The 13,922-nt window shown below is 64.0% G+C and carries 10 protein-coding genes and 1 tRNA gene; 4 read left to right on the top strand and 7 right to left on the bottom strand.

Annotated elements, in window-relative coordinates:
* Nucleotides 1-613: TetR/AcrR family transcriptional regulator (locus HBJ55_RS21630; RefSeq protein WP_167120178.1), on the bottom strand; the 613-nt coding region annotated here is incomplete at its 3' end.
* Nucleotides 614-771: 158 nt separating this feature from the next.
* Here HBJ55_RS21630 and HBJ55_RS21625 point away from each other — a divergent pair.
* Both HBJ55_RS21625 and HBJ55_RS21620 read left to right on the top strand, forming a co-directional pair.
* A complete protein-coding gene (locus HBJ55_RS21625; RefSeq protein ID WP_167120176.1) occupies nt 772-1,446 on the top strand; it encodes an SOS response-associated peptidase in 675 nt (224 codons plus the stop codon).
* A gap of 8 nt (nt 1,447-1,454) precedes the next feature.
* The gene (locus HBJ55_RS21620) at nt 1,455-4,340 is read left to right on the top strand and encodes an insulinase family protein (RefSeq protein ID WP_422674227.1); all 2,886 of its coding nucleotides are present in this window, start codon (nt 1,455-1,457) and stop codon (nt 4,338-4,340) included.
* A gap of 78 nt (nt 4,341-4,418) precedes the next feature.
* Here the strand turns inward: HBJ55_RS21620 and sbcB are convergent, their stop codons facing one another.
* The 4 genes from sbcB to minC all read right to left on the bottom strand — a co-directional run bounded on the left by sbcB (nt 4,419) and on the right by minC (nt 8,057).
* Nucleotides 4,419-5,909: an exodeoxyribonuclease I gene (gene sbcB, locus HBJ55_RS21615; protein WP_167120169.1), complete on the bottom strand. Its 1,491-nt coding sequence runs from the start codon at nt 5,907-5,909 to the stop codon at nt 4,419-4,421.
* A 292-nt stretch (nt 5,910-6,201) separates the two neighbouring features.
* A complete protein-coding gene (gene minE, locus HBJ55_RS21610) occupies nt 6,202-6,453 on the bottom strand; it encodes a cell division topological specificity factor MinE (protein WP_010630224.1) in 252 nt (83 codons plus the stop codon).
* Nucleotides 6,450-7,268, bottom strand: a complete 819-nt coding sequence (minD, locus tag HBJ55_RS21605; protein ID WP_167120165.1) for a septum site-determining protein MinD — start codon at nt 7,266-7,268, stop codon at nt 6,450-6,452. Before minD ends, minE begins: the two co-directional genes overlap by 4 nt.
* Before the next feature lie 51 nt (nt 7,269-7,319).
* A complete protein-coding gene (gene minC / locus HBJ55_RS21600; RefSeq protein ID WP_167120162.1) occupies nt 7,320-8,057 on the bottom strand; it encodes a septum site-determining protein MinC in 738 nt (245 codons plus the stop codon).
* A 257-nt stretch (nt 8,058-8,314) separates the two neighbouring features.
* Here minC and HBJ55_RS21595 point away from each other — a divergent pair, with 257 nt between their 5' ends.
* Nucleotides 8,315-11,098, top strand: coding sequence for a DUF349 domain-containing protein (locus tag HBJ55_RS21595; protein WP_167120160.1), 2,784 nt, complete (start codon nt 8,315-8,317; stop codon nt 11,096-11,098).
* Nucleotides 11,099-11,158: 60 nt separating this feature from the next.
* On the opposite strand, the gene phbB is transcribed toward HBJ55_RS21595, so the two are convergent.
* On the bottom strand, nt 11,159-11,905 hold the full coding sequence (phbB, locus tag HBJ55_RS21590; protein ID WP_167120157.1) for an acetoacetyl-CoA reductase: 747 nt from the start codon (nt 11,903-11,905) through the stop codon (nt 11,159-11,161).
* A gap of 199 nt (nt 11,906-12,104) precedes the next feature.
* On the opposite strand from phbB, the gene HBJ55_RS21585 reads away from it, so the two are divergent.
* Nucleotides 12,105-12,181: transfer RNA gene (locus HBJ55_RS21585), tRNA-Met, on the top strand.
* A 178-nt stretch (nt 12,182-12,359) separates the two neighbouring features.
* Here HBJ55_RS21585 and HBJ55_RS21580 read toward each other — a convergent pair.
* Nucleotides 12,360-13,922 (bottom strand): acyltransferase family protein (locus HBJ55_RS21580; RefSeq protein ID WP_167120154.1); only part of this gene is annotated, 1,563 nt, incomplete at its 5' end.

Below are 13,922 nucleotides of genomic sequence, written 5' to 3'. Positions count from 1 at the left end.
CGATATCGGACCTGTGTCTCAGGCCGGCGAGGATGGTGAAGAGCAACTGGTCGAGCAGCTCCGGCACTTCGAGCTGCTGCCCTTGCCAGTAGCCCAGGCGTTCATTGAGCCCCAGTTGCACCAGGCCATGCACGCTGCCCCACAAGGTGCGTCCGAGGCGCCTGGCCTCCAGGTCGCCGAGCGCCGGCTGATACTCCTTGAGGCTCATCTCGACGCGCAGGAACAGCGCTTCGATCATGTCCGACTGGCGCTGGTCGAGTTCACCCTCCTGGGCCAACGGATAGTCGAACAGAAGCTGCCAGCGAAACGGCTCGCGCTGGGCGAACTGCCAGTAGGCCAGCGCCAGCGCGCGCATCTGCCTCTCGGGTTCCGCGCCCTCGGTCAACGGCTCGATGACCATGCGCAACCGAGCCAGAGTCTCGATATTCACATGCTGCAGCAGGTTACCGAAGCTGCCGTAGAGCTTGAGCAGCGTACTCGGCGCACAGCCCACCTCGCGTGCCAGTGCACGCAGCGAGAGCGCATGCACGGGGTTGCCCTGCAGCCAGTCATCGCATGCGGCCATGACCTGGGCATGGAGCGCTTCGGGAGCATGCTGTCGGGGACGAGCCATCGAGTTCCTCGCGGAGGTTGTTCATCACGGGCGACAATGCTTGGCCCGGTAGCTTAGGATAGCGCACATCGAACACTGTTTTCGACCATTGCGCACCAACCCTTTTCTGTTTTCCTCGGCTTGGCTAACCTGACGCCATCCCGTCATTCGGAGACTTCATGGCCGGTCGCCTCTACATACCGCCACTCGACATGACTCGACTGCTGCCCGAACTGTGCCGGGAGACTCCCCTGCTGACCGCCACCAACCTGGCTCCGAGGCGCCCGGTTTCGCACATTCGACTGGAAGCCGGCCGTGCCAGTCTGAGCCAGGTCTTCTGGGGGCTGACGCCCTCCTGGCTAACCGTACTCGATCACGCTCCGCATTGTGCACGGGCCGAATCGCTCGATGACCGCCCCATGTTCCGCGACGCCTTCGCTGCCCGCCGCAGCCTGGTACCGGCGGGGGGCGTCTATGTCTGGAGAGCTCAGCCGCGCTTCAAGCAGCCTTTTTTAGTGACCCGTGTTGATCGGGGCCCAATGCTGTTGGCCAGTATCTGGTGTCGTTACCATACCGATTTGACCGAGCATGCCGACTCGATGGCGCTGGTCACCGTACCGACCAACGACTTCCTGGCGCCCCTGAGCGACAGGCTGCCGGCGCTGATCGATGCCGCCGACGCCATGCGCTGGCTCGACCCTCGAACGACGCCGGAAGCCGCCCGCGCGCTACTTCGGCCAGCCCCACGGGAACTGTTGGGCGCCTTTCCGGTATCAAGAAGAGTAAACGACCCTGCCAACCAGGATCCCGCCTGCGCCCACCCGACGGGCCCCATGCTGCGCTGGAACGAATAGGAGAGAAGATGCTCATGCCCCGCCCGCCCCTGCATTGGTCAGGCTGCCGGTACTTGCCAAACTGGTTTGCAAGTCTGCTGCTGGCTGGCTTTTTGCTGCCCGGACTCACCCAGGCACAACAGCCAGACGATGCCGATGCCGCTCCCGAAGAGGCGGTCGATGAGGTCGTGCTTCCTCACGTCAGCCCTCACGATAGCCGCGACTATCGCGTGCTGTTGCTCGAAAACGGCCTCACTGCCCTGCTCGTCAGCGACCCCGAGGCCGACCAAGCGGCCGCCTCGATGAACGTCGGCGTGGGCAGCGCTCAGGACCCCGACGATCTGGCGGGGCTTGCGCATTTTCTCGAGCACATGCTGTTCCTCGGCACCGAGCCATACCCCGAGGCCGATGCCTATCAGGAATACCTGCAGCGTCACGGCGGCAGCCACAACGCCTTCACCGCACCGCAGGACACCAATTACTTCTTCGACATCGAGCCCGAAGCCCTACCCGGTGCGCTGGACCGCTTCAGCCAGTTCTTTCTCTCCCCGCTGTTCAATGCCGAGAAGCTCGAAAGCGAACGCAATATCGTTCACTCCGAGTATATGTCGCGCATTCGCGACGACGGTCGTCGCGAAAACGACGTGCTCAACCAGGTGCTCAACCGTGACAATCCCACCACCGGCTTTTCGGTCGGCAGCCGCGAGACGCTGGCCGATCGGCCCGAGGACGAGCCCTCCCTGCGTCAGCGGGTAATCGAGTTCTATCAGAGCCACTACGATGCCAACGTCATGCACCTGGCGCTGGTCGCGCCACAGCCACTGGACGAACTCGAAGCGATGGTGGCCGAGCGCTTTTCCGGCATTGCCGACCGCGACCTGGAACGCCCGGTGATCGAGGAGCCACTGGTACGAGAGGGGAGCCTCCCGCGCCTGGTGGAGCTGCAATCGGTACGCGACAGCCGTCAGGTGAGCTTCATGTTCCCGGTCCCCGACCCCATCCAGCACTATCGCCACAAGCCCGCCGACTTCATTGCCCACCTGCTGGGCCACGAGGGCGAGGGCAGCCTGTTCGCCGTGCTGCGCGAAGCAGGGCTGGCCGATGGGTTATCCGCCGGCGTGGGGCGTGGTGACGAGCGCCATGCGCTGTTCACCGTCAGCGTCAGCCTGACACCGGCCGGTGCCGAACGCCTCGACGAAATCCAAGCCACGCTGTTCGCCGCCATCGAACAGATCCGAGAGCAGGGCCTGGAGGAGTGGCGCTACGCCGAGCAGGCCCAGCTTGCCGAACAGGAGTTCCGCTTCCAGCAGCATGGTTCGACGCTGCAGAGCGCCATGCGTCTGGCCATGAATCTGGCCCGCTTCCCGATGGAGGACGTGCAGTACGCCGCCTACCGCATGGACGGCTTCAATCGTGAACTGATCGACGAATATCTCGATGCCCTGCGCCCTGAGTCGCTGCTGCGCGTCTACAGCGGCCCCGAGGTGGAGGGCGAGCGTACTTCCCCTTGGTTCGATACGCCCTGGCGCGACGTCGAGCCCGCGGCTGCCACGGCCCAGCCACTGGCAGGCCTGAGCCTGCCCGGCCCCAACCCGTTCATTGCCGAAGACGTGACACTGCTCGACGAGCAGGACGAACGCCCCGAGCAGTTGCTGGAAGCGCCCGGCTTCGAGCTGTGGCATATGGCGGACTCCAGCTTCAACACGCCCAAGGTGGAGTGGCGCTTCAGCCTGCAGAACCCACAGGCAAGCAGCAATCCTCGCCATGCTGTGCTGGCCGACCTGCTGGCCGGCTGGCTTGATGACAGCCTCAACGAGGAATTCTATGCGGCACGCCTGGCCGGGCACGACGCCGAGGCTTATGCCCACGCCCGAGGCATCACGCTCGCCTTCTCGGGCTGGCGCGACCGCCAGGAGCGGGTCATGCGCCGCACCCTCGAGCAGTTGCTCGAAGGTGATATCGACGAGGCGAACTTCGAGCGCGTGCGCTATCGCCTGCAGCGGGAGTGGCGCAACGCCCCCCAAGCGGCGTTGTTCCGCCAGGGCCACCGTACCCTGGCCGAAGCCCTGCTGCGTCCCCATTGGCCGACCCGGAGCCTGCTGGAAGCCAGCCGCGAGCTGACGGTGGACGATCTGCGCGACTTCCGCCGCGAGTTCCTCGGCGAGTTGCGCCTGCAGGCACTCGCCATCGGTAATCTCGATGCAAAGCTGGCCCGGCGCGAGGGGCAGCTCGTGGCCGAGATGCTCGCCCCCACGCTACCCCGGGAGGCGATCCCCGACCTGACCCCGCTGCGTATCGATGACGAGCTGCCCACCCTGCACCCGCTGACCACCCGCGAGGAGTCGCTGGTGCTGCGCTACCTGCAGGGCGAAGATCGCTCGCTCGACGCCCAGGCGCGCCTCTCGGTGCTGGGTCAGGTGATCGATACGCCCTTCTATCAACGCCTGCGCACCGAGGAGCAACTCGGCTACGTGGTCAGCGCCGGCTACTCACCGCTGCTCGACGCTCCGGGGCTGAACCTTTTGGTGCAGTCGCCGGATGCCACGAGCGCCGAGATCCAGGCGCATATCGACGCTTTTCTCGATGAATTCGGTCAACGCCTGGCGGAAATGGACGACGCCGACCTGGCCCCCTATCGCCAGGCCGTACACGACAGCCTGTTGCAGCGCGATACCAGCCTGTCCGGGCTGACCAACCGACTGTGGCGCGCCCTGTCGTTCGGCGATACCGAGTTCGACCGCCGCGAGCGCCTGGCCCAGCGCGTGCTGGCCGTTACAGCCGACGACCTGCGCGAAACCTGGCCCAGACTGCTCGAGTCGCCCAGTGCCATCGTTGCCTATGATCCGGGCGACGAGCCCAGCGATGTGGCGGCCCTGAGCCGACACCTGGAACCACTGCCTGAAGGCGAAGACTGACGCGAGCCGAGGCCATACCACTGCGCCCGGCCATTTGGCCGGGCGCAGTGGACTTGGTAGCGGGGAAGCGCCGAGCGATCAGCCGAAGGCCTGGGCCGGCATCATCGCCTCCACGTGCATGACGAGCTCTTCGAGGATCAGGCGGTCACGGTCATTGAGAGCAACCTGGTTGAGTCGCTCGATCTCGCGGGCGAAATCCTTCAGCGTGAATCCGGCCACGGCGCCATCGTTCATGCGCTCCCAGCGGTAGGCCTCCCAGCGCGCCTGCTCTTCGGCGCCGAGGGTGTCGGGGTAGTTGCGCGCGCGGTAGCGGAACAGCATCTCCTCCAGGCGGGGGTCCTGAAAGGCGAACCTGGCATCCACCAGATCCCATTTCGTCATTGCGCGCGCCCGCTCCATCTGCTGGCGATCGGCAGGCGAGAAGAAGCCGCCGCTGTAAAGCATCAGATCAGGGTCGTGGGGGCCATCGGGAGGAGGCTGGGCGAAGACTTCACCCACCTTCTGCGCCGCCTCGGGGCTCGCCGCAAGACGTTTCCAGTTGGCACGGCAGGTGGCCAGGTCGAGCCCCAGGCGCTCGACGATCTCGCCGTACTCACCCTGGCGCGGCCCCTCCACGTCCTTGAGCGCCGCGGCGGGCAGGATCACCGGGCTGCGGTTGATGTGAATGACCTTGAGCGGAATGCGCACTTCTCCTTCCGCCAGATCGTCGCTACTGACGAAGACACGCTGACGGATCTCCTCGGCACTCAGTTCGAGCAGGGCCTGAGGATCGACTGACAAGTCGTAGACAATCACTCCGTTGGGGTTGGTGGGATGCTCGGCCAAGGGCATCACCAGCGCACTGCAGCCGCGACTGGCCGGGTAGCGACGCGATACGTGCAGCACCGGCTTGCGTCCAGGAATATCGAGGCGCTTGGCCACCTCACGCTTGCTGCGAAGCGCCAGCAAGTGGTCGAAAAGACGTGGGTTACGCTGCCGCAATAGCCGCGCCAGGGCGATGGTGGCACGCACATCGGCCACGGCGTCATGGGCGCCCTCGTGGGCGATGCCATTGGCCGCGGTCAGGTGCTCGAGCCGGAAGCTGGGCGAGCCGTCCTCGCGGCGAGGCCACTCGATACCCGCCGGGCGCAGTGCATGAAAGGCTCTCACCGCATCGATGAGGTCCCAGCGCGAATTGCCGTTCTGCCACTCGCGGGAGTAGGGATCGAGCAGGTTGCGGTAGAACAGGCAGCGACTCACTTCATCATCGAAGCGCAGGCTATTGTAACCCAGCGCACAAGTGCCGGGCTCGCTCATCAGCGCATGGATACGCCCGGCGAACTCGGCCTCGGGCACCCCGCGCCGGCGCGCCTGCTGTGGCGTGATGCCGGTGATCAGGCACGCCTGGGGTTGCGGCAGGTAATCGTCGGCCGGCTTGCAGAAGAGCTCGATCGGCTCGCCGATTTCGGTGAAGTCGGCATCGGTACGTATCGCGGCGAACTGCGAGGGCCGGTCGCGACGAGGGTCGGCGCCGAAGGTTTCGTAGTCGTGCCACAGGAAGGTCATCGGGGCGGCATTGGGCTTCGCCATGGGCGCGGTGTCTCCTGACTGCGTCCTGAGTGGCACAGACTAACATAGCCCCGCGAGCGACTCAGCCGAGGAAACACTGCACAAATGCCTGCGCGAGCGAATCGCTGCGTTGCGCGGTGCTGGTGCGCCAGCCCGGTCGGAATCCTCACATATACCGCATATGCTCCGGTTGACTCGCAGCCTTCGGCTTCTCGCCCCTTCGGGGCCAGCCTACAGCTGTTTGTCGCTTCGCTCGGTTCTGTGCTCCGTGCGCCTTGCGCTTCATCTCGCTCGTCAATTTGTTCAGCATTCTCTAACTGCGCGGCAGGGTGACGTTGAGCTCCAGTACCGAACAGTTGTCTTCGCTGTCCAGGCTGATGTTGATGGCGTCGTCATCGACCTGCACATAGCGCCGGATCACCTCCAGCAGCTCCTTTTCCAGCATCGGCATGTAGTCGGGTTGGCCACGCTGGCTGCGCTGATGCGCTACGATGATCTGCAGCCGCTCCTTGGCCACCGAGGCGGTTTTCTTGCGCTCACGCTTCAGAAATTCCAGTAACTTCACCGGCGACCTCCTCCGAACATGCGGCTCAGCAGGCTCTTCTTCTGGAGCTCATGGAAACGCAGCGGGATTTCTTCCCCGAGCAGGCGCGAGACGGTATCCATGTAGGCCTGGCCCGCATCGCTGTTGTCGTCATGGGTCACGGGCACCCCCTGGTTGGAGGCACGCAGTACCGCTTCGGACTCGGGAATGAGGCCGATCAGGTCGATGGCGAGAATCTCGCGGATGTCCTCGAGGTTGAGCATGTCGCCATGGTCGACTCGAGTCGCATTGTAGCGAGTGATCAGCAGGTGCTCCTTGACGGGATCCTCGCCGCGCTCGGCACGCCGCGTCTTGGAGGCGAGCAGCCCGAGGATGCGATCGGAATCACGCACCGACGACACTTCAGGGTTGGTGACCACGATCGCCTCGTCGGCGTAGTACATGGCCAACTGGGCGCCGCGCTCGATACCGGCAGGGGAATCGCAGAGGATGTAATCGAAATCCTTGCCCAGGGTATCGAGCACCTTCTCGACCCCTTCGGACGTCAGCGCGTCCTTGTCGCGGGTCTGGGAGGCCGGCAGGATATGCAGGTTGTCGACTCGCTTGTCGCGGATCAGCGCCTGATTGAGCCCGGCCTCTCCCTGGATCACGTTGACCAGGTCATACACCACGCGGCGCTCGCACCCCATGATCAGGTCGAGGTTGCGCAGCCCCACGTCGAAATCGATGACGACGGTCTTGTTGCCTCGCAGCGCCAGCCCGGTGGCGATGGCCGCTGCACTGGTAGTCTTGCCGACCCCACCCTTGCCTGAGGTCACTACGATGATCTTGGCCAAGTTGCACGTTCCTTTGGATAGACGAAGTAAGACGAAGAGAGCGTAAACTGCCTAAGCTAGCGAGGTAATCCCCAACTGGGCATCGCGCAGGACGACCTGAACCGAGGAGCCCAGCAGATGCGGGTCGATGTCCTCGAGACGCTTGTAGTTACCCGCCACCGAAAGCAGCTCGGCGCGCAGCTCGCGGCAGAAAATACCGGCTTCGGTATCGCCGTGGATACCGGCCAGTGCACGGCCGCGCAGGGCGCCATAGACATGTATGCTGCCGGCTGCCAGTACTTCCGCCCCGGCATTGACGGCGCCGATGACCACCAGGTCGCCATCGGGCGCACTCACCTGTTGTCCCGAACGTACCGTGCCGCGGTAGATACGCCCGCCGCTGGCCGCCGAGGCCGTTGCCTCGGGTTCGCTTGGTGCCTCCGCCTCAACGGGCGGCACCTCCTCCAACGAGCGGGCACGCGCGCCGTCAGAGGGCGGGAACCAGCCCAGGCCCAGCGCCCAAGCCGACTGTTTGACGGGGTCTGCACCGCCACGTACCGCCACAGGCAGCAGCTTGTGAGTACGGCATACGGCACAGATCCGCTCCAGGGCCAGGTGAGGCTCGTCGAGTTTCTCGACGCTGAGGACCACGGGGGTATGCTGAAAGAAGGCAGGAGATTGACTAAGCTTTCCCGAAAGCTGCTCGCGGATCTGCTCCGGATCCGCGCTAGCCAATTCCATGACCGTCATGGGCAGCATGCCCCCCTTGAAGGTGAATGCCATGTCTGCCCTGTCCACTTTGAGGCTCATTGCCGGACTCCACTCGGGTGTTGTCGGGTCGTGGGACTAAAGCTAAGCGACTCCCATCCCCCCTGCAACTGATGATACGGCCAGCCAAGGCTCGGCGGCCATTGTCGCCATTTGTCTACACGCTCCTGTTCCGGCAAGCTTTTCCATAACCGCGGCGCGTGCTTAGATAACATACATTAGACGAAAGACGCCGACTCGACAGCAACAATACGGCTTGCGCAGCAACTGGCTGCGCCCTCTCACTTGCAGGATGCCTCATGCCCGGATTCCTTCGCCGCTTATTCGCCCCGCGATGGCAGCACCCCGACGCCCAGGTGCGATGTCAGGCCATCAGCCGGCTCGACCCCGCACGCCCGGAACAGCGCCAGGCTCTGGAAGCATTATGCCTCGATGCGGAAGCCTCCGTCCGCCAGGCGGCCCTGGAAAGAGTCGATTCACCCGAGACGCTCCTCGAGCTGCTGGACCGCCAGCCGGAGCTGGCCGAGATTCGCCGTCGCCTGGTCGTGCTGCTCAGCGGGCAGAGCGGCGGCCTCGATCTGCCCCAGCGCCTGCGCATCGTCGAACGGCTCGACGACAGGGAGCTGCTGTCACGCCTAGCGCTGGAAGGCGACAATCAGCAGTTGCGCCTGGCCGCCGTAGCACGCCTGACAGCGGAAGAGGACCTCATCGAGCAGGCCTGTGACAATGGCATCGCCGCCGTGCGTCACGCCGCTGCGTCGCGAGTCACCAGCGAAGCGGGCCTGCAGCGTCTGGTTCAGCAAGCGCGCCGTGACCGACAGGTCGTGCGCCAGGCGCGCGAACGCCTGAACCGGCTGCGCACGGATGCCGCCTCGCTGGCCGCAGCACGGGCTCAGCGCGAAACGCTGCTGGCAAAGCTGGAGGCACACGCCAGGGCGCCCTGGGAGCCCCTCTATGCGGGCCGGTTCCGGCATTTGGTGCGCGAGTGGGAAGCGCTCGACGATCTGCCCGGGATAGATCAGGAGCGCCGCTTTCAGGAGGCCAGCCAGAGCTGCCGCAAGGTCATCTCGGATCACGAAGCCCAGGAACACGCCAGCGCCGAAACGGACCGTCGCCGAGAACAGGCGGCAGAGGCACGGGAATCGTTGCTCGAGGCACTGGAGGAGAGCCTCGCCGGCCTGCCCCGCGGCGACCGCGTGACCGGCCAGGACATCGCCAGTCTGCGTGCCCAGAAGGTGCTACTGGCCAGCCGCTGGCAAGCACTTTCCGATCTCCACGTGACCGACGAGGCGCTGCGCCAACGCTACGACACCGTGCTGCGCGATTACGATGAAATTCTCGTTGCGTGGGAGCGCCTCGAGAGCCATGCCGCCGAGATCGAGCAAGCCGTGAGGGAGAAGGACGCCGAGCGGCTGCGAACCAGCCTCGAAGCCTGCCACTGGCCCGACACGCTACCGCCAACGCCGCTGCTCGCCCGCGCACAGCAATTGCTGGCTGGCAGGGAGGAAGTTGAGGAAGAAGCCGTCGAGGCACGCCTCGAGCGCTTCGCTCAGGACCTTGCCCAACTGGAGAAGCTACTCGACCACGGTGCCTTCAAGGGTGCCAGTCGCCTTCACCAGAGCCTCAGGCATCGTGCCGACTCGTTGCCCGCAGCGAGCCTGCGCCCCCATCAAGCTACGCTCAAGCGGCTTGGCGCCCGACTCGCGGAGCTACGCGACTGGCGCGGTTTCGTCGCGGGCCCCAAGCGCGAACAGCTGTGTCAGGCCATCGATCAGCTCGCAGGCGACGCCGCTATCACGGAGGCCGAACTCGACCGGCGCCACCGTCAGTTGGTGCGCGACTGGAAGGGGCTCGGCGATGCCGCTGCCAGCCGCGAACTCTCCGAGCATTTTCGCAGCGCCTCCGACCGCATCCACGAGCGCCTGGCCCCGTGGCGTGAACGCCAGGCCAGCGAGCGAATGCGCAATCTGGAGGCACGCACCGCTCTGTGCGAGCAGCTCGAGGCCCTGCTGGACGTGCCCGCCGCCGACGCCGACCCGGATGCTCTGCGGCGCATCCGTGACCAAGCACGCGAAGAGTGGCGTCGTCACTCCCCCGTGCCGCGCGAACAGGCCCAGGCCATCGGGCGACGCTTCGGTCGCATCCGCTTCGCGCTGCAAAGCCTGATAGACCAGCGCGCCAAGGAGGTGGCCGACGCCAAGCGGCAGCTTGTCGACGAGGCCCAGGCACTGATCGAGCATCCGCTATCCCCCGATGCCCGGGCAGAACGCGCCAAGGGCCTGCAGCAGAGCTGGCGGGAGCTAGGCCGTGCCCCGCGCGGCGAGGAGCAGACGCTATGGCGCGAGTTTCGCACGGCCTGCGACCAGATCTTCGCCATGCGCGAGGCCCAGCGTGACGATCGCGTGCAGCGGGCGCGCCAGCGTCTCGACGAGATGCAGACGCTCATCGATCGGCTCGACGCCTGGCAGCCTACCCGCTATGCCGACAGTAACGTGCTGGAGCAGGCACTCGACCAGGCGGCGACCCTTGAGCCGCTGCCCCCGGGACGACGCACGGAGGGCATGCGGCGTCGCTGGAGCGGCATCGTACGCACCCGCCGCGAGCGTCTTGCACGACTGGCCGTGGTGGAAGAGATCCAGCGCTGGCAGGCCTGCCGCTCCCTGCTCGACGCTCACCTGGCGGCAGATGCTGCTTGCCTCGAGGGGAGCGCCTGTGAAGACGTTCCCCTCGACCCGGAACTCGACCTTCCCGAAGACATGCGCAGCGCCCACAATCAGCGCAACGCCTCACGGCGAAATCCACCGCCAACTCAGGAAGTGAGCGAACGGTTGGCGCGCCTGCGCGTTCACCTCTCATTGCTCTCGATGGGCCGTGTCAGCCAGCATGACGAGCCCCTGCGCCTGGCCATCCAGGTCGAGCGACTCAACGAAGGCCTCGGTCGCGAACTGAGTCGCGCCGAGGAAGTTCGTATCGTACTGCGCAACCTGTTGGCGACGGGGCCAGTCTCTCCCGAGCAGTGGCAACTCGAAGTGAGCGAGCTCGACTCGCTGCTCACGCGGTTGACACGCCTGCCGCCTCCCTGACGCCTGCGGTAGAACGAGAACGGGAGGCCCGATGGCCTCCCGCACAGACTCACGCAGCTTTCATCCCATGAACTGGCCACCATTGATATCGATATTGGCACCAGTGATGAAGCCGGACTCCTTATCGGCCAGGAACACTACCAGCCGAGCTATCTCCTCCGGCGTGCCATAGCGCTTTACCGGGATGGTTTCGCGAATGGCTTCACGCACGTTCTCGGGAATCTTCATGATCATGTCGGTGGCGATATAGCCGGGCGACACGGTATTGACGGTGATGCCCTTGGTGGCCGTCTCTTGGGCCAGGGCCATGGTCAGGCCATGCATGCCGGCCTTGGCCGCCGAGTAGTTGACCTGGCCGAACTGGCCCTTGCGGCCATTGATCGAAGAGATGTTGATGATGCGCCCATGCTTGTGCTCGAGCATGCCCTCGATGACGCTGCGGCAGGTGTTGAATACGGTGTTGAGATTGGTGTCGATGACTTCGTGCCACTGCTCGGGGGTCATCTTCTTCATCGTGCCGTCGCGAGTTATCCCGGCACAGTTGACCAGTACGCTGATCGGCCCATGGGCCGCTTCGATCTCCTTGACCCCTGCTTCGCATGCCTGGTAGTCGGTCAGATCGACACCCGACAGGGAGATATTGTCGTATCCGTCGGCCTTCTGAGTCTCGAGCCAGGACTTTGCCTTTTCCGGATTATGATAGCCCGCCACCACGTGGTAACCCGCCGACGCCAATGCACGGCAAATTGCCGAACCGATACCACCGGTTCCGCCGGTGACCCACGCTACGGGTGCTGATTGAGTCATATTCCACCTCCCTGATCATGACGCTTGTAATCGCATTGCCAGACCTACCGGGGCAAGCCAGCCATAACAGAATGCTGGCAGAAGGGCTCGCCTTCAAGCTTCCCCCTTACTGATTATGGACACCAGCGCCACGCTTGCACGAAGAACCTCGCCCGCCTTGACACAGCGCAGAAAAAGCGTAGAATACGCCTCACGTTGATGCGGGGTGGAGCAGTCTGGTAGCTCGTCGGGCTCATAACCCGAAGGTCGTCGGTTCAAATCCGGCCCCCGCTACCATATATGAGAACCGAGGCCATGAAGCCTCGGTTTTTTATTGCCCGCTCGGTCCCGAACCGACGACCGTCGGTTCGCTCTTCGTTTCAAGTTCAGCGGCCCCCGCTACCAAACATGAAGACCGAGGCCATGAAGCCTCGGTTTTTTATTGCCCGCTCGGTACCGAACCGACAACCGGGTGCTACAGAAGCCACTCGATATCGCTGCGCGCATGAGAGGAGAGCTCCCTGGCCGCACGAGTCGTGAGGTGGTGCTCGTCTCGATAGACCACCGTATCGCCCAGTAGGGAGTTGCACCTTCCGCCCGGGCATAGCTGCGCATAAAAATCGACGACCCTGACGTCCGCTTCCTCCTCGGCTATTTCGTGCATGACGGCAAGGATGGCCTCCCGCCTCTTTTCCAGCCGTCGCTGGAAGGTACTGCATGACTCCACTGTCCGTCTGGCCAGGCAATCCGTCATGGGAACGCTGAAAACGGGGGTGGGCGCTACGATAATCACTCGCAGCCCGTAACCAAGCAGTGTATCGACAGTATTCCTGAGCCCCTTCTCCGCCAGGGGTAAACGGGTCTCACTGCTAGTCCGCCCCAGCCAGCTGGCACTCAGCACGACACCCGAAAGCCCCCGTTCCGCCAACCGTGAGAGCTCGCTCGTCATATCTTCCTTGAACAGCTCGCAGTTCCGGTCGTTCTCCTGGGGATGGCCCTGAGTATAGCCATGGGAATAGCCCATCAACGGCGGACAGGTACTGAAAGTCCTTTGGAGAAACGCAAACTGCAGTTCATTAGAAAGCGCGTCCAGCATTGGCGAGTAGTGATCCGCATGAGAATCGCCCCAGAGCAACAGATCTGGAGACCCAATATCGGGCCTGTTTACACAAATGGATTCATCCGGAAGTCCCTGGAAAGGAGCGCTCAGGTGGCATTTCCCGCGAAGTTCGGGTACGTCTTCCGCGGCACTGTCCAACTGACGATAGAAACCCATGCTCTTCTGCTGGTTGGCATGGCTCATCAGCCCGAACGCAGCAAGAGCAAGCAGAACGGAAGACAAGGCACCCAACTTGACGAGTCGCTTGTTGGATACCGAGCGCCGCGTAAAAAAACTTGCGACAGGCTTTTCCACCCAACGATATGTCAGGTATGCCAGAAAGAAAGACAGGGCGGCCAGTGCCACATCGCGCACCATATCCCCTTCACCCAGCTGGTGGGCACGTGCCATGGCCAGCAGGGGCCAGTGCCAGAGGTACCAGGGATACGATATCTTCCCTACGAAGACGAAGGGCCTCGTGGCGAGCAGTCGGGAGATGGGGTTCGGAGTCCTGCCGAACCCGGCCACGATCAGCGCCAATGCCGAGAGCACCGGAAGCGCACCCACCCAGCCAGGGTACGCATGGGAGCCTTCGATGACGAGTGCCGCTATCAGTAGTAGCCCCACTCCGAGCGAAGCCAGCGCAGACGCAGCAGTGTGTGAGACTCGTACGAACAGCCCGCGGCCAACGGTACAAGCCAGCAGCGAACCTGCCAGAAGCTGCCAGCCACGGGAAAGGACGGAGAAGTAGGCCGCGTTGGGGTTGGTGCCGGAAAGCCATACGCCATAGAGAAATGAGGCACCGATCCCTAGCGCGGCAATCGCCGAAATGGTGACCCACTCTCTTTTTCCGTAGCGCCTGGCAATGACAGTGCTGGCGATAAGCAGCACAGGCCAAACGGCATAGAACTGCTCCTCCACCGACAGGGACCACATATG

The organism is Billgrantia bachuensis (genome assembly GCF_011742165.1).
GTDB classification, from domain to species: domain Bacteria; phylum Pseudomonadota; class Gammaproteobacteria; order Pseudomonadales; family Halomonadaceae; genus Halomonas; species Halomonas bachuensis.
The sequence above is the reverse complement of the archived record's forward strand: the minus strand, read 5'-3'. Positions and strand labels throughout refer to the sequence as shown.

What these genes read in the sequence shown, in the direction of transcription:
- sbcB (WP_167120169.1), bottom strand. Translation starts at nt 5,909, where the DNA reads ATGGCGAAGCCCAATGCCGCCCCGATGACCTTCCTGTGGCACGACTAC.
- HBJ55_RS21620 (WP_422674227.1), top strand. Translation starts at nt 1,455, where the DNA reads ATGCTCATGCCCCGCCCGCCCCTGCATTGGTCAGGCTGCCGGTACTTG.
- HBJ55_RS21595 (WP_167120160.1), top strand. Translation starts at nt 8,315, where the DNA reads ATGCCCGGATTCCTTCGCCGCTTATTCGCCCCGCGATGGCAGCACCCC.
- minC (WP_167120162.1), bottom strand. Translation starts at nt 8,057, where the DNA reads ATGAGCCTCAAAGTGGACAGGGCAGACATGGCATTCACCTTCAAGGGG.
- phbB (WP_167120157.1), bottom strand. Translation starts at nt 11,905, where the DNA reads ATGACTCAATCAGCACCCGTAGCGTGGGTCACCGGCGGAACCGGTGGT.
- HBJ55_RS21625 (WP_167120176.1), top strand. Translation starts at nt 772, where the DNA reads ATGGCCGGTCGCCTCTACATACCGCCACTCGACATGACTCGACTGCTG.